General features: G+C 59.5%; 13 protein-coding genes. 4 read left to right on the top strand and 9 right to left on the bottom strand.

Annotated features, from left to right (window positions below; genetic code table 11):
* Window positions 1-104 precede the first annotated feature (104 nt).
* Complete coding sequence (locus ABOK31_RS20795; RefSeq protein WP_174181187.1) at window positions 105-1,169, top strand: glycosyltransferase; 1,065 nt, start codon at window positions 105-107, stop codon at window positions 1,167-1,169.
* A 51-nt stretch (window positions 1,170-1,220) separates the two neighbouring features.
* Here ABOK31_RS20795 and ABOK31_RS20790 read toward each other — a convergent pair whose 3' ends face one another.
* The 3 genes from ABOK31_RS20790 to ABOK31_RS20780 form a co-directional block, all read right to left on the bottom strand.
* The gene (locus tag ABOK31_RS20790; protein ID WP_349960432.1) at window positions 1,221-2,486 is read right to left on the bottom strand and encodes a glycoside hydrolase family 5 protein; all 1,266 of its coding nucleotides are present in this window, start codon (window positions 2,484-2,486) and stop codon (window positions 1,221-1,223) included.
* Window positions 2,487-2,562: 76 nt separating this feature from the next.
* The gene (locus tag ABOK31_RS20785) at window positions 2,563-3,045 is read right to left on the bottom strand and encodes a nuclear transport factor 2 family protein (RefSeq protein ID WP_349960430.1); all 483 of its coding nucleotides are present in this window, start codon (window positions 3,043-3,045) and stop codon (window positions 2,563-2,565) included.
* An 11-nt stretch (window positions 3,046-3,056) separates the two neighbouring features.
* Entirely contained in the window at window positions 3,057-4,301 is a 1,245-nt protein-coding gene (locus tag ABOK31_RS20780; protein WP_349960428.1) for a YbfB/YjiJ family MFS transporter, read from the bottom strand.
* 104 nt (window positions 4,302-4,405) lie between these two features.
* On the opposite strand from ABOK31_RS20780, the gene ABOK31_RS20775 reads away from it, so the two are divergent.
* Window positions 4,406-5,290: a LysR family transcriptional regulator gene (locus tag ABOK31_RS20775; protein WP_349960427.1), complete on the top strand. Its 885-nt coding sequence runs from the start codon at window positions 4,406-4,408 to the stop codon at window positions 5,288-5,290.
* Here the strand turns inward: ABOK31_RS20775 and ABOK31_RS20770 are convergent.
* The 6 genes from ABOK31_RS20770 to ABOK31_RS20745 all read right to left on the bottom strand — a co-directional run bounded on the left by ABOK31_RS20770 (window position 5,274) and on the right by ABOK31_RS20745 (window position 12,382).
* The gene (locus ABOK31_RS20770; protein WP_349960426.1) at window positions 5,274-7,004 is read right to left on the bottom strand and encodes a M14 family metallopeptidase; all 1,731 of its coding nucleotides are present in this window, start codon (window positions 7,002-7,004) and stop codon (window positions 5,274-5,276) included. The genes ABOK31_RS20775 and ABOK31_RS20770 overlap by 17 nt on opposite strands.
* A gap of 6 nt (window positions 7,005-7,010) precedes the next feature.
* On the bottom strand, window positions 7,011-7,859 hold the full coding sequence (locus ABOK31_RS20765) for an ABC transporter permease (protein ID WP_349960425.1): 849 nt from the start codon (window positions 7,857-7,859) through the stop codon (window positions 7,011-7,013).
* Between the two features lie 4 nt (window positions 7,860-7,863).
* On the bottom strand, window positions 7,864-8,787 hold the full coding sequence (locus tag ABOK31_RS20760) for an ABC transporter permease (RefSeq protein WP_349960423.1): 924 nt from the start codon (window positions 8,785-8,787) through the stop codon (window positions 7,864-7,866).
* Between the two features lie 63 nt (window positions 8,788-8,850).
* Window positions 8,851-10,386, bottom strand: coding sequence for an ABC transporter substrate-binding protein (locus ABOK31_RS20755; RefSeq protein ID WP_349960421.1), 1,536 nt, complete (start codon window positions 10,384-10,386; stop codon window positions 8,851-8,853).
* Window positions 10,387-10,430: 44 nt separating this feature from the next.
* Entirely contained in the window at window positions 10,431-12,257 is a 1,827-nt protein-coding gene (locus ABOK31_RS20750) for an ABC transporter ATP-binding protein (RefSeq protein ID WP_349960419.1), read from the bottom strand.
* The gene (locus ABOK31_RS20745) at window positions 12,254-12,382 is read right to left on the bottom strand and encodes a hypothetical protein (protein ID WP_349960418.1); all 129 of its coding nucleotides are present in this window, start codon (window positions 12,380-12,382) and stop codon (window positions 12,254-12,256) included. The genes ABOK31_RS20750 and ABOK31_RS20745 overlap by 4 nt, the downstream gene beginning before the upstream one ends.
* A 318-nt stretch (window positions 12,383-12,700) precedes the next feature.
* On the opposite strand from ABOK31_RS20745, the gene ABOK31_RS20740 reads away from it, so the two are divergent.
* Window positions 12,701-13,393: a GntR family transcriptional regulator gene (locus tag ABOK31_RS20740; protein ID WP_349960417.1), complete on the top strand. Its 693-nt coding sequence runs from the start codon at window positions 12,701-12,703 to the stop codon at window positions 13,391-13,393.
* A 240-nt stretch (window positions 13,394-13,633) separates the two neighbouring features.
* Window positions 13,634-14,857, top strand: coding sequence for an MFS transporter (locus ABOK31_RS20735; protein ID WP_349960415.1), 1,224 nt, complete (start codon window positions 13,634-13,636; stop codon window positions 14,855-14,857).
* The last annotated feature ends 140 nt before the right edge of the window (window positions 14,858-14,997 follow it).

Genomic DNA, 14,997 nt, shown 5'->3' with positions numbered 1-14,997 from the left:
CCACCTATGCGTCAGGATATATCCCAGCCGGCATCGACATCATCCATCAGGACCTGAATGAGAAGGTTCGCCGCGACCAAAGCAGATCTGCGAGGTTCAATGCGATGTACTCCATCCAAGACCACACTCCCGTTTCAATCGTCATTGCGAACTACAACTACGCGCATTTTCTGAGACGCAGCATCGACAGCGCATTGGAGCAGGATTACGACGACGCTGAGGTCATTGTCGTTGATGATGCATCGACTGACGCGACAGCAGAGGTCATTGCCTCCTACGGTTCTAGAATAAAGACATGTCTGCGCGAGATGAACGGTGGGCATGCTGCCGCATTCAACACAGGCTTTGCATCCAGCCACGGTGAGATCGTACTGTTTCTCGATGCGGATGATTACCTCTATCCGAATGCGGTATCAGAGGTTGTCGAAGCGTGGGAAGAGAAGACAGCCCAGGTGCAATTCAGGCTGCATATCGTTGACGAACAGATGCATGTAAAGGACGTATTTCCACCCGTAGAATTACCCTTCGATTCCGGCGACGTCACTCCGGAATTGCTGCGGAAAGGTCGCTATCAGACGACGGTTACCAGCGGTCTGGCATTCAAGCGTTCGGTGCTGGACAAGGTCATGCCGGTCCCGGAGCCGGAGTTTCGCCAGGGCGCCGATGGATATCTTGCCACGGTTGCACCGCTCCATGGCGAGGTGACGTCAATCGAAGATTGCCTCGGTGCCTATCGTATCCATGGCGCCAATCATTCCGTCTTCGCCGAAAGGCTCGGCCAGCGCGCGCGCTGGCGCATAGCGCATGATTTCCGTCGATTGGAGGCCTTGTCGGATCAAGCGACGGAGATCGGATTGGATGTGCCTGATGATGCCGGCCTGCACGATCCCGTCCATCTGGAGGAGCGTCTGGCGTCACTTTGCATCGACAGGGACCAGCATCCTGTCGCGAATGATTCCAGGCTCTCCCTTGCCGCCGCCGGCGCGGTTGCCAGTTTCAAGATGAACGCGTCGCGAAAGCGTCGCCTGATGCTGGCCGGATGGTTTCTTTCCATCGGTGTCCTGCCTCGGGATATGGCAAAGACCATCCTTTCGTGGAAGCTTGTGGCATCGTCCCGGCCCTCGTTTCTCCTGCGTCTCTCGAAGACCATCAGGCATGCAATGGGATAGCCGCATTGCGGGAGACATGGAGTGCCTCGCGCCGACGGATGACAGTGAATCCTATTCGGTCATGCCCGATTTGCGCGAAGGTCCCATCAAAGCGTCGACCACGGCTTGATGATGGATATTCCTGTCATAGCGGCTGTCGGTTGCAAGCTGGATCAGCCCGGCAAAGGCGCTCTTGGCGGAAGGTTTCCTGCCTTCGCCGCGGAGATAGGCAGTCAGGCGGCGATAATTGGCATTGGTCTTGATTTCCAGCGGATTGCCAGCGCCCATTTTCTTCAATGGCCACCACGACCAGCCGATGCCGTTCTTTTCCTGCAATTCTACGGCGCGCGCATACCAGTGATTGTTGTTCTCGCCGGATTCGCCGTTCCAGAGCGGCATGTCATATTGCTCGCGTAGCTTCAAAAAGGGTTCGATCGATTCCTGCGTCGTCGGCGTCCAGTATTTGTGAAAGCTGAGCGCCGTATTGCGGTCGGCAACCGGCAATATTCCGGCATAGTTGTTGCCCCAGCAATTGCCCTCGATAATAAGCATATGGTTGGTATCGATCGCGCGGATGGCGCGGATGGTGCGCTGATAGATGTCGCGCAGCGGCCGATTTTCGGTCTCGCGGCAGCCGCCCTTGTCTTTCTTGTCCTGAAAACCCCAATTCGGTTCGTTGAGGAGATCGTAACCAGCGATCGTCGGCTCGTTCCTGTAGCGACGGGCGATCTCGCTCCACAGCGCGATCATCATCGCCTGGTTCTCATCGCTGTACCAAAGCGACGGCTTGTTCGGATTGCGGTCGGAAATGGCGATGTCGTGACCCTGACCGCCGGGTGCCGCATGCAGGTCGAGAATCAAGTACATGTCGTTGGCTTTCAGCCAGCGGATCAAAACGTCGACCCGGCGAAAGCCCTCTTCGTTCCAGACAATATTCCTGGAGGTGTTCTTGCCGTGCTTGTCCTCGATGAACAGGTTCCAGTGCATCGGCAGCCGTACGCTGTTGAAACCCCATTCGGCCATCGCGTCGATATCGGCTTTCGTTACCGCATTCTCGCGCCAGGACCGATAGAATTGCTCGGTCCTTTTCTCGCCGATGACTTCGGAAATGCGGGCGCGAATGATGTGCTGCGCCTTGAGATTGGCAAGGCCCATCATGTAGCCCTCCTGCACCATCCAGCCGCCGAGGCCGAGACCGCGCAGGATGAGGGGATTGCCCTTGCCGTCGACGATCCGCTGATGATCGGCACGAACGAATCCTTCGGCATATGCCGGTGGGGCAAATGACCCCAGGCAGATAATGGACAGGCTGGCGAACAACAGTAGAAAATGCCTCATGAATCCCAACTCGCGTGAAACTTTGGCGCCATGTGGGCAAGCTACCGCATGGAGGGCCAAAATCTCGTGACATCATCTACGCCGGTCGCTCCAATGGCGCGCCGAAGATGATCTCCTGATAGGCGGCAAGCAGGGCAGGCTCCTCGATGGAGCCGTGATGGTGAAGCTGGCGCCAGACACCGTCGATCCGGGTGAACCAGCGTGTCGTGCGAATGCGAAGCTCGATACTCTTGTCGGCGGTGACGCAACTTCCCTTCTCTCGACCGACGAACAGATGCCAGTCATCGCCGCCCTGGCTGGTAAAATCGTGGAATGTGACCAGGACTTTCGCCTTTCCACCAAACAGCTTCGCATAGCCATCACGGATAGACGGCCATCCGCGCCGGATGCCTCCGATCGGATTGTCCATGCTTGGCCTATCGCCATCGGCCCAGTTGGCGGCCAGTGCATCCAGGTCGCCGGCGTTGAAGGCGCGATAGAAGCCGATGAGTGTATCGAGGGCGCCACCATCGCCTGTCATTTTTTCGCTGCCGGTAATCTCAGTCAAAAGGTTTGCCATGTCTGATCCTCCTATCGTTGTGCGTCATGATCCTGGGCTTGCTGCGGCGGCGTGCGGACGAACACCGCAACGAAGAGATCGATCGCCAGGGCGAGAACCATCGCGCCGGCTCCGATGAAGAAGAGCAGGTAGTAGTTTCCACCGGTTCGGGCGAAGACGAAGGAAAGCCCGTAGGCTGCAACGGCCTGGAACAGCGCAAAGGACACGGTCGCCAGGCTCCAGGCGACTTTCTGTTGGGCCGGGTGGTGCGGCAGTAGTTCTGCGATCCGCCCGAGCATCAGAGGAACCGTGCCGGTCACGAATGCGCCGACGATCAGGCTCGAGGCGATGAGCCAAACCTGCCCGTGGCCAAGGGCGGGAATGGCGACTGCGACAGCCTCGAGAAGAAAGGCGAACCGCAGCGCCGCGGCAAAACCGGTGCGGTCCGCCAAATGACCCGCAAGGATTGGGCCGACTGTGGCGCCGAGGCCGAATAATACCCAATATTCCGCGCCGACCTGTAGCCCTCGTCCCAATCCGCGGGCAACGAAATCCACGAGGAAGATCATATGCGGAACCCAGCCTGCGGCGTTCAGCGCGTATTCGATGTAGAGCGTGCGCAGCGTCCAGCGTTTCGGGACATGGGTAGTACGATGGTTTGTGGTGGTGTGGCCGGCGACATCGTGCGGCCATCCGGCCCAGGCAATGATCGTCAAGAGCAGCGACAGGGCGCCGAGGCTGAGCCAGGTTTCGCGCAAGCCCTGTTGCAGCAACAGGGGAACCAGCGTGCCCGATAGCGCAACGCCGGCGCCGATGCCCATGAAAATCACACCGCTGGCGAGCCCGCGCCGGGAAGGCGCGATCAGCGGCAAGACGGTCGGCGCCGCGAGCACCATCAGGATGCCACCGGCAAGGCCGGCCACGAAACGCCATGCGAAGAACCATGCAAAGCTGATCGGGAAGGCGCAGGCCAAAAATGCTGCGGTGGCGGCAAGCATCATGATCCTGAGCGTGAGGACAGTGGAGATGCGCCCGGCCACCGGTCGCCCGAGCAACGCACCGACGAGATAGCCGGAAAGATTGGCGGCGCCGAGATAGGCGGCTGCCGAGGCCTCGAACCAATGCGCGTCGACGATAACAGGCAGAAGTGGCGTATAGGCGAAGCGGGCAAGGCCGATGCCAATCAGGCAGGCGCAGAATGCCGACAGGATGGCGCGCCATGCCATCCGGGCGCCATGATGGTTTCGATCGATTTCGTGCGTCGTTGCGTCAGTCATGGGAATTCTCTCAGCTATCGGTGCTTGAGAGAATACGCCGCGAGCTATATCATAAAAATTGATTTGTTATGAGAGCGGTTATCTCTCTTTAAGATAGGTGAGGCATGAACGTATCCGACCTCAGAGTTTTCGAAGCGGTATCGCGGCATGGCAGCATGAACCGGGCGGCACAGGAGCTGCATACGGTTCAATCGAACGTAACAGCGCGTATTCGGGCACTGGAAGAGGAGCTGGGTGTCAGCCTGTTCCAGCGGCATGCGCGCGGTGTGTCCACCACACCGGCCGGAGAGCGCGTTCTGCCGTTCGTCGGTCGTATCACCAAGCTGCTCGCCGATGCACGCACCGCCGCGCAGGATGATGGCTCACCGGGTGGGACGCTCTCGATCGGCAGCCTGGAAACGACTACGGCGTTGCGATTGTCACCGCTCCTCGGCCAATTCGCCAAAACCTATCCACAGGTGCGCCTTGTCGTCACGACTGGTACGACCCGCCGGCTGATCGAAGATGTCGTTTCATGCCGGGTCGAGGGTGCCTTCGTGGCAGGTCCCGTCAGCCATCCCGATCTCGACGACGAAGTGATCTTTCGAGAGGAGCTGGTTCTCGTGACATTGCCGGCCATTCAAGCGCTGGAAAACTTGGCCACGATTGCCGATCTGAAGACCATCGTCTTCCAGATCGGATGCTCCTATCGGCAGCGGCTGGAAGCGCTTCTCGCCGATATGGGCATTGTCACGTCGAAGCCGCTGGAATTCGGTTCTCTCGACACGATCATAAGCTGCGTATCGGCAGGCGTCGGCGTCACTCTCCTGCCGAAGGGTGTCGTCGCTGCCGCCGCCCGCGAGGGCAGGGTTGCGATCCACGATCTCCCGCCGGAGCGGTCGCTGGTGGATACGCTCTTCGTACGCCGGAAGGACGCCTATAGGTCCAGTGCCATGACCGCGCTTCTCGATATGCTCCGATCAGCCCGCTCGGTCAGCTCGAAGCCATGATTTCCTGCCAGGCGCCATAGGCCGACAGCACGGTTTCCATCTGGGCCGTATGACCGGCGACGAATGCATCGCCATAGATAGTCTCGTCCGGATATTCGGTAATCAGGGTCATCGGCACCGTGTGGCGATCGTCGATATCGGCGAGGCAGGGGAAGCCGTTGATGATGCGGAAGCCGGTTTCGCCTGCATGGGTTTCGTAAAGTGCGATCTGACGGTCATTGTAGTCCAGCAGGCCGGGGATGACGCCAAGGTGTTTGGTGACCTTGTCGAGAAGCTGCTCGGCCTGGGTCGCCCAGCCGGAGTGATAGCGAGCAATCAGGAAGAAACCTTTCGGCAGCGTCCACATGGCGAAATTGCGCGGGACGTAACCGGAAAGCGGGCGCGTCCATTCATGCGCTGGATAGCCATGCAGATTGACGTGCAGTTGCGCGCCGCTCAGCTTTTCCGCCTGGAAGCGGATCTTCTTCTCGAAGAGATAGGGGCCGGCATTGGCCTCGGTGCGGTATTCGAGGTCGTCGCCGAGCGCGGTATAGCGGGCGGCATGATACATATGGCGCGGGCTGTCCTGACGCAGGCGCTGATGCAGCGCGTAGCCATCGGGATTCTCCAGCGGCGAGATGGTGAAATTAGCCCCTTCGATCTTGGCCAGGCGTTTTGCCGCGCGCAGTGCTCCCGCGCCGCCGGTCGTCTCATTGGCGTGCTGCCCGCCGCTGATCATCACAGCAGCATCGCGGCCCTTGATATAGCGTGCTCGTACAGAGCGTCCGGAGCGAGTGGCAGCCTCAAATGCTTCGCCGCCGATCTGGTTAAGCTCGGCCTCGATCTGCTGTACGGCCAAAGGTTCCGTTGCCGCCTCGATCCGCTGCTCCAGGCCATCCCAGTAGCGAGTGGATAGCGGTTGCGTTTCGACTTTGACAGAGATCTCGCCGGAGGAGAGTAGGACTTGGGGAACGATCTGCCCGGGCTTCAAGCCGCGGTCGCCCAGCGGCCGGCCGGACTTCTTCTGGAAGAATTCGAGCAGCGAGAAATAGAAGTCTTCATGCAGCGCCTCGCGCAGGCTCATCACTTCATCGCCGACAGGCAAGGCCTCATCCGTCGCCGGCAGGGCAACTCGGATATTCAGCTCCTCGAAATAGGGCTCGGTTGCGCCCCAGTCGAAGTGGGTGACTGCTGCGATGGTTTCTTCGAAAAGCTGTTCATAATCCGTGGCGAGGCGTTCACCCGTCGCATTGCCGTCCCGCATGAGCCAGCCGGTCGGAGAAACGCTCGTTTCACCAGCCGCATCGACATGGACGCGATTGGGCACGAGCACCTTCAATCGGCGCTCGCCAGCCGCATTGCTCTTTAAGTGGACATCATAATGGAAATCGCTGTCAGCTCGGGCGATGAAGGCGATCTTGCGATCTCCGACCATCGCCGCAAGTGGATAGGCTTCCAGTCGGAAGCGGTTTTCCGGTGCGTTGGGATGAACCGGGTAGCGGATCTCGATCGCGTCCACATCCCGTAGATCAATCTCCTCGATGAAGGCGGTCACCAGCGGCTTGTAGGCGCTGCGAATGCGCGCCTTGACACCCTTTTCCTTGAGTTCGCGCTCTGCCCGCTGGCGGCTTTCCCGGTCATCGAAGATCCAGGCTTGGAAGTTCTGGTCAGGCTTGGCATCGGCGACGAGGCGCGACAGCGTGCGCTCAAAGCTTCTTTCGAAAATCAGAGTCATGATGTCTTACCTTGTCGTTCTGCCAGTGGGGTCGAGGCTATCGCGCAGCCAGTCGCCGAGAAGATTGAGGCCGAGCACGGTCAAAAGGATCGCTAGGCCAGGAAAGAGGCTCACCCACCACGCGGTCTGCAGATAGGTTCGTCCGTCGGCCAACATGCCGCCCCAGCTTGGAATTGTCGGGTCGACGCCCAGACCGAGGAAGGTCAGGCTGCTTTCCAGGAGAATGTTGTTGGCGATGTTCAGCGTCATCAGCACGATCACCGGCCCGACAAGGTTTGGCAGCAGATGCTGGAAGATGATGCGCCAGTCTTTGACGCCGATCGCCCGTGCCGACAGGATGAACTCGCGTTCGCGCAGGCTGAGTACCGAGCCGCGAACGAGGCGGGCATATTGCACCCATTGCGACACGATCAGCAGGATGATCGTGTTGGTCAGGCTGCCGCCGACGATGGCAATGAAGGTGATGGCCAGGAGAATGAAGGGCATGGCGAGCTGGATGTCGGCAAAGCGCATCAGCAGCATGTCCCAGATGCCACGGTAATAGCCCGCCGCAAGGCCGACCAACACGCCAAGCACCACGCCGCCAATGACCGAAGTCAGGCCGACGGTCAGCGATATCTTGCCGCCTGCGACGACGCGGGCAAGCACATCACGCCCGAGCGGATCGGTGCCGAAGGGATGAGCGAGGCTGGCAAAGGGTCTTGCGAGCCGTGCCATCAGGTCGATCTTTTCCGCACCGCCGGGAAATAGAATGTCGGAGAGCAGCACGGCAAGGCAGATGACGACGGTGATCAGGGCTCCGACGATGAATTCGAAGCTGTAGAAACGCGAACGGCGTGAGATCGTGGCGGCCATCGGCTTACTCCGTGCGAATACGAGGATCGACAAGGCCATAGGCGATGTCGACGAGAAGATTGACGCCGACGATGAACAGCGCCAGCACGGTAATCACGCCTTGCAGCACTGGATAGTCGCGCGCGCCGACGGCATCGAATGCCAGCGTGCCGAGACCCGGCCAATTGAAGACGCGCTCGATGACGACGATGCCGCCGAGCAGGCCGCCGAACTGGATGCCGAAATAGGTGATGAGCGGTATCGCGCAGTTGCGCAGCGCGTGCTTGTAGAGCACCTTGCTTTCGCTGAGGCCCTTGGCCCGCGCGACCATGATATATTGCGATTGCAGCGTTTCCAGCATAGCGGTACGCACCAGGCGCACATTCGTTGCCGTCAGGATCACGCCCATCGTCAGCGCAGGCATGACATAGCTCGAAATGCCGACCATGCCGCTTGGCGGCAGCCAGCCGAGCGTGATGGAGAATAATAGGACCATCATCAGCGCCAGCCAGAAGTTCGGGAAGGAGAGGCCGAGCAGCGAGAGAACGCGGATGATCTGATCCGCCGTCTTGCCGCGCGCCGTCGCCGCCTTGATCCCGAGCGGGATGGAGAGCGCGATCGAAACGACCATGGAGATGAAGGCAAGCAGGAGCGTTGCGGGCAGGGCATTGGCAATCAGCTGGGACACCGGCGTTCCGCCGGTGAAGCTACGGCCGAAGTCCAGCGTCAGCAACCCCTTCAGGAAAGTGAAATATTGCACGAGGAAAGGCTGGTCCGTGCCAAGCGCTACGCGAATGCGCGCGAGATCGTCTTCCGTCATGCTGCCGCCGCCCTGAAACATCATCAGGGCAGGGTCGCCCGTCAGACGGATGGCGAATGAGACGAGAAGAGTAATGGCGATCACGACGAAAATCGCCTGCAGCAATCGCTTGATGAGAAAACCGGCCACGTTCTTACCCCGAGAGCTTTTGGACGACGCCGCCGACCGAGCCGGCGGCGTCCCGCTGGATGATTAGTCGACGGTGACTTCGTTCAGCTTGATGCGGGTATCGGGTGCGGGCACGAAGCCTTTGACCCGCTTGCTGACGCCGTAGATCGCATTGCTGTTGTAGAGCGGCAGTTCGAGCGCCTTGTCGGCAACATACTTGCCGATATCCTTCAGCACCTTCTCGCGCTCGGCGCGATCGGTGAGGGGACGCTGCGATTCCAGGAGCTTGTTCAGCGTGGCATCCTTTTCGTACGGATTCCACTTTTCGCCGGAGTGGTACATCGAATAAGCGGTGTTGTCGTAGTCGAAGGTCCAGCCGCCCCACTTCTGCTGGAACATCGCGCCGGTCTTGCCCTGCGGGATGATGTCGTTCAGCAGAACGTTGGTTTCATAGGGCTTGATGGTGGCGGTGAGGCCGACCATCTGCAGATAGCTTGCGACGACCTGCGCTACTTCGTTCATCGTCGCGTCATTGCCGCGAATGTCGATCTGCAACGCAGCGCCGGGCTTCACGCCGGCTTCGGCGAGCAGCTTCTTTGCGCCTGCCGGATCGTAGGGAAGCGGCTTCAGGTCTGGATCGTAGCCGAAGGACAGAGAATTCTGGAAGCTGACGATTTCTGTTCCCTGGCCCGCGAGAATCGACTTGACGATCGTGTCGCGGTCGACGGCCATGATGATCGCCTTGCGCACGCGCGGATCGGCCGTGATGCCATCGCGGGTGTTGAAGCGCAGCGAGTCCACGGTCGGGCCGGGAACGCTGGCGATTTCGAGCTTGGAGTCGCCCTGGATAACCGGGAGCATGCCGATCGGAATGGTCGGCGGGATAACGATATCGACGCGGCCGGCCTGAAGCTCGGCAACGGCGGTCGCCGGCTCGCTGATGAAGCGGTATTCGAGCTCAGAAAGCTTCGGCGCCCCGCCCCAATAATCCGGATTGGCTTCGAGCTTGATGTTCACCTTCGGCGTATAGGAAACGAACTTGAATGCGCCGGTGCCGACCGGATTGAGGTTGAAATAATCCTCGCCCTTTTCCTTGATGTATTTCGGCGGAACGATCATCGCGCCATAGCCGGCAAGCTTGGTCAAAAGCACCGGATCGGGCGTCTTCAGCTTCATGTCAACCGTATAGTCGTCGATGATATCAACGCTTTCGATCGCGGTGTAGTTCGAGCGCTGCGGCCCCTTGGCACCCTGTTCGCCGAGCAGACGATCGAAGGTGAATTTCACGGCTTCGGCATTGAAGGGCTCGCCGTCATGGAATTTCACGTTGTGGCGCAGCTTGAAGCGGATGCGCTTGCCCTGGTCGAGTTCTTCCCAGGATTCGGCAAGGCCTGGCACCAGCTTGAGATCGGGGCCGCGATAGGTAAGTCCGTCGAAGATATTGGTCGAGACGGCGGCCCATGCCACCAGGAAGGTGTCGATCGGGTCCCAGCTGCCCGGGTCCTGCGATGACGACACCGTGAGCTTGCCTGCCGCGAAAGCGGGGGCGGCGCTGATGGCGACGCTCGACATGACGAGTGCGGTCAGAGCGGTTTTCAATCCCCATTTCATTGTTTTCATTGAACCTGTTTCCTCTTCAGATCGATATTTCGGTTGGCGGTCGCTCAGGCGCTCTTGGCGATGAAGTGGCCTGAAGTGATTTCCTCGTGAGCCAGGATCGGCGGCTCATCGCCGACGCGACGGACGGGATTGGGGATCTCTCCCTCGATGAGGGCGGTTTTGCGCTCCTGTGTCGGATCGGCGATCGGTACGGCCGAGATCAGGCGCTGCGTATAGGCGTGCATCGGCGTTTCGAAGACCTGACGGCGGCTGCCGATCTCCATGATCTGGCCGAGGTAGAGCACGGCGACGCGATGGCTGATCTTTTCGACCACCGCCATGTCATGGCTGATGAACAGATAGGCGAGCTCGCGCTCCGCCTGCAGATCCATCAAGAGATTGATGATCTGGGCCTGGATCGAGACGTCTAGAGCGGAAAGCGCCTCATCGGCAATGATGAGTTTCGGATCGGAGGCAAGCGCGCGGGCAATGCAGACACGCTGGCGCTGGCCGCCGGAAAACTCATGCGGATAGCGATCGGCATGGGCAGACGTCAGACCGACGCGCTCCAGAAGCTCGTCCACCCTTCGGCGCACCTCTTTCGATCCGGAAATAATGCCGTGCGTGTTGATCGGTTCGGCAATCGAGAAGCCGACCGTCTTGCGCGGGTCGAGCGAAGCGAAGGGGTCCTGGAAGATATACTGCACATCGCGGCGCAGGCGGAAACGCTCCAGCGCCGACATGGCGGCAAAGCTCTTACCATTGAAGGTGATTTCGCCGGAGCGTGCCTTCTGCAATTGCTGGATGGTGCGGCCGATGGTCGACTTGCCGGAACCGGATTCGCCGACGAGGGCCAGCGTCTCGCCGGGATGAATATCAAAAGCGACCTTCTGGACGGCACTGCAGCGATGGGTGACCTGGCCGAATATGTTCTTTTTGATATCGAAGCGTACGAAGAGATCGCGTACGGACAGAAGCGGCTGCTGGTCATAGCGGGCGGTATTCTGCACCCGCTCTTCACCGACGACTTTCGGCGTGCCGCCGTCGAGTACGGTCAAGGGCATGCGCTTTGGAAAATCCTGGCCGGTCATGCTGCCAAGCTTCGGAACTGCCGCGAGGAGAGCCTTCGTGTAAGGGTGCTGCGGATTGGCGAATATTTCGCGAACCGGGCCTTCCTCGACTTTCTTGCCTTTCCACATGACCACCACGTCGTCGGCCATTTCGGCAACCACACCCATATCATGGGTGATGAAGATCATGCCCATGCCGAGATCTTTCTGCAGGTCCCGCATGATGTTGAGGATCTGCGCCTGGATCGTCACGTCAAGCGCTGTCGTCGGTTCGTCGGCAATCAGGAGCTTGGGGCGGCAGGCGAGCGCCATGGCGATCATGACGCGCTGGCGCATGCCGCCGGAGAGCTGATGCGGAAAGCGCTTCAAGAGCGCCTCGGTATCCGGCAGGCGCACCATTTCCAGCAGGCGTCGAGCCTCGGCGATGGCGGCGGACTTGCCGATCTTCTCGTGAAGAAGAAGGACTTCGCAGATCTGGTCGCCAATGGTGAAGACGGGGTTGAGCGAGGTCATCGGCTCCTGGAAGATCATGGCGATCTCCTTGCCGCGGACTGCGCGCATGTCCTTCTGCGGAAGCTTCAGCAGGTCTTTGCCGTTGAAGAGGATGCTGCCGGTCTCGAAGCGTGCACCCATCATATCGGCAAGGCGCATGATCGAAAGCGAGGTCACGGATTTGCCGGAGCCGGATTCGCCGACGACCGCGAGGGTTCTGCCTGGTTCGACCGAAAAGGAAAGCCCCTCGACCACGCGGTTTTCGCCAAACCGCACGGTCAGATCCGCTACAGACAGGAGCGGTTTGTTGTCGCCTGCAGCATTCGTCATGCGCTTACCTCGGTATTGGGCAGGTCGTTCATGGCATCCGGGACGATAGCCGTGTCACATTTTGCATCGATCATGCAGGTGCGCTCGCCGAGATTGCCGTCAGGGCCGGATCGTAGCATGCTCATGCCGATACTCGCTGCAGCCCGGCAAAAGCAGGCGATGTTTTTCTACAAAACAGGCGTCTCATGAACATCTGTATCTGCGTTCCCATTATATTTGTTAGGGCATGAGATAGCATCAAACAACAATCTGGTCTATATTGTTCAACAATTTTCGTATTGCCAATCAAAAATGGGAACAAACCTGTACAAAATCGTCCAACGGACTTTTCCGCTGGGCAGCTCGACAGCCGCAGACAAGCATGGGATCGCTACTCGCTTTCCAGTAAATGCTTGATACAGGCAGGCATCGGGGACGATTGAGCGCAGGCGCCGGGAGAGCAAATGAAACAGACAAATCTTGCGAGCATCGAGCCGACAGCCGTCGCAGAGACGGGGCAGACCCTGGCGGAACTGACGGCTGCGCGCATCCGCGAGCGCGTGATCAGCGGTACGCTGTCGCCGGGCAGCCATTTGTCCGAGGCAGCTCTTTGCGAGGAGCTGCAGGTCTCGCGCAATACGCTGCGCGAAGTCTTCCGGCTGCTGACGAAAGAGGGCGTGCTGCGCCACGAAGCCAATCGCGGCGTCTTCGTTTCCACGCCGAGCATCTCGACGATCATGGATATCTTCCATATTCGCCGGCTGATCGAGTGTTCGGCGCTTGCCAATGCACATCACCGTCACCCGAGCGTCGACAAGATGCGCGCCGCCATCGAGGCTGCCGTCCAGCATCGTGATCGCGGCGAATGGCTGGAGGTCGGCAGCGCCGATATCGCCTTTCATGCCGCGATCGTCGAGCTTGCCGACAGTCCCAGGCTCTCTGCCTTCTATGCGCAGATCTCGCTGGAGCTGCGTCTCGTCTTTGGTCTGATCCGTGATCCCGAATATCTGCATGCACCCTATGTCGGTCAGAATGCCACCATTCTTTCGCATCTGGAGGAGGGATCGCCGGCGAGTGCTGCCGACGCTCTGGAGAAATACCTGTTCCAGGCCGAACGCTTCATCCTGGCTGCTTATTCGAGAGCGATGCCTGGCTGAAGTACTGTCGCCGCCATTGATATGATGAATGATGTGGACAATCCGCGCCCGAAGGGTCAAAGCTCGATGCAACCATTTGCGTCTTCAGCAGCTTTGACGGAAGGATAGGCCGCACCCCGGATGAAGGCGTGATTTCGATCGGGCAGCAAACCTCGGCTTGGCTGCAATCGATCAGGGCGATTCTGTGCCGCTCGACCGGGAAAGGCATGTCGACAACCGGTTATGACGGACGATAGGGTTATGGACGCGCAATCCTTGGCGACCCCCAGCAGAGCAACGGCAATCCAGCAGGTTTGGGCTTCTCCGCTTTATCGCGGCGCGACGCTTGCACTGTTTCTCTCCGGCCTTGCGACATCCGCTTCTTTGCCGCAGATCGTCCTCTTTCTTGTAAAGGAACTCGGGGCGTCCTTGCCTGTGGCAGGGCTCTATTATCTGACCGGTCTGACGGCGCCGATCGCCGGCTACCTCGTCGGCAGCTATTCCGACAGAAGCGGCAGGCGTCTAAGCCTTTTCCGGCTTTGCGCTATCGCCGGCGCTCTCGGCTGGGCGGGGATCGCCCTTTCCACCAAGCCATGGATGCCGTTCGTGATCGGCACCGTCATTCTAGGCTTTTCGGGATCGGCCACATCGCAGCTGTTCACTGCCATTCATGACGATCTCAAAGCGAAAGGAACCGGCGCTAACGATAGCGTGGTCGCGATCATCCGAATGGCCTTGACGGCCGGATGGGTCATCGGGCCGTTTCTCGGCGCCTGGTTTGCCGTTGAAATCGGGCTTCGCGCCATGCTTTGGGGAACCGCGATCTGTTTCCTCGCGCAGATCATTCCGCTTGGAGCCCAACAGGCGCTGGCTGGCCCGGGGCGGCGAGCCGATAAAAAGACCGATGCGGTCGCGCCGGTCAGCTGGAGCGAAATGCTGCCGCTCTTGGCCTTCACCGGTCTTTACGTTCTCGTTTATGCCGGCGAGCCGATCAAATACGGATTCCTGCTGCTCTACATGCAGGACCAGCTCAAGCTCGATCCCTCGATTCAAGGATCGGTGATCGGAACGCAGCCATTCATCGAGCTTATTCTGATGCCGTTCAGTGTCATGCTTTCACGACGGATCGGCATTCTATGGATGATGTGCATCGCCGCCATTTGCGGCGTCATGGCCAACCTCTGTTTTGCCGCCTGGCCGACGGCTATGGGCATGTTTGCCGGCCAGATCCTGATGGGCGGTGTCTGGGGGCTCTATATGGTCCTCGGGCTGATCGTTGCCCAAAGGCTGCTTCCGAATGCGGTTGCGACGGCTTCGGCGATCTTCATGAGTTCGTCTGCCCTTGCCAGTGCGCTTGGCGGCGGCGTTGGAGGTATCGGTGTTGCCTATCTCGGGCTTCCGAATGTTTTTTACCTTCCGGCGGCATTTTCTCTGGCAGCAGCGATCGGTCTCGCCGTGATGGCCCGCTCGGGCGCCATCAAATAGGGGTTTCCTACCACAGGAAGGTATCACTTCACTTCGGCAGCTTTCGGGGGTGCGGCAAACCTCCTGCAAGTCCTTCATTCTGATTTCGGATGATTTGACAGATCCTCGACCTGCCAATGATCTGCCTTCTTCCTGATGTT

This window comes from Rhizobium sp. ZPR4, assembly GCF_040215725.1.
In the GTDB taxonomy this organism is placed as follows: domain Bacteria; phylum Pseudomonadota; class Alphaproteobacteria; order Rhizobiales; family Rhizobiaceae; genus Rhizobium; species Rhizobium rhizogenes_D.
The sequence above is the reverse complement of the archived record's forward strand: the minus strand, read 5'-3'. Positions and strand labels throughout refer to the sequence as shown.

What these genes read in the sequence shown, in the direction of transcription:
- ABOK31_RS20795 (WP_174181187.1), top strand. Translation starts at nt 105, where the DNA reads ATGTACTCCATCCAAGACCACACTCCCGTTTCAATCGTCATTGCGAAC.
- ABOK31_RS20790 (WP_349960432.1), bottom strand. Translation starts at nt 2,486, where the DNA reads ATGAGGCATTTTCTACTGTTGTTCGCCAGCCTGTCCATTATCTGCCTG.
- ABOK31_RS20785 (WP_349960430.1), bottom strand. Translation starts at nt 3,045, where the DNA reads ATGGCAAACCTTTTGACTGAGATTACCGGCAGCGAAAAAATGACAGGC.
- ABOK31_RS20780 (WP_349960428.1), bottom strand. Translation starts at nt 4,301, where the DNA reads ATGACTGACGCAACGACGCACGAAATCGATCGAAACCATCATGGCGCC.
- ABOK31_RS20775 (WP_349960427.1), top strand. Translation starts at nt 4,406, where the DNA reads ATGAACGTATCCGACCTCAGAGTTTTCGAAGCGGTATCGCGGCATGGC.
- ABOK31_RS20770 (WP_349960426.1), bottom strand. Translation starts at nt 7,004, where the DNA reads ATGACTCTGATTTTCGAAAGAAGCTTTGAGCGCACGCTGTCGCGCCTC.
- ABOK31_RS20765 (WP_349960425.1), bottom strand. Translation starts at nt 7,859, where the DNA reads ATGGCCGCCACGATCTCACGCCGTTCGCGTTTCTACAGCTTCGAATTC.
- ABOK31_RS20755 (WP_349960421.1), bottom strand. Translation starts at nt 10,386, where the DNA reads ATGAAAACAATGAAATGGGGATTGAAAACCGCTCTGACCGCACTCGTC.
- ABOK31_RS20750 (WP_349960419.1), bottom strand. Translation starts at nt 12,257, where the DNA reads ATGACGAATGCTGCAGGCGACAACAAACCGCTCCTGTCTGTAGCGGAT.
- ABOK31_RS20745 (WP_349960418.1), bottom strand. Translation starts at nt 12,382, where the DNA reads ATGAGCATGCTACGATCCGGCCCTGACGGCAATCTCGGCGAGCGCACC.
- ABOK31_RS20740 (WP_349960417.1), top strand. Translation starts at nt 12,701, where the DNA reads ATGAAACAGACAAATCTTGCGAGCATCGAGCCGACAGCCGTCGCAGAG.
- ABOK31_RS20735 (WP_349960415.1), top strand. Translation starts at nt 13,634, where the DNA reads ATGGACGCGCAATCCTTGGCGACCCCCAGCAGAGCAACGGCAATCCAG.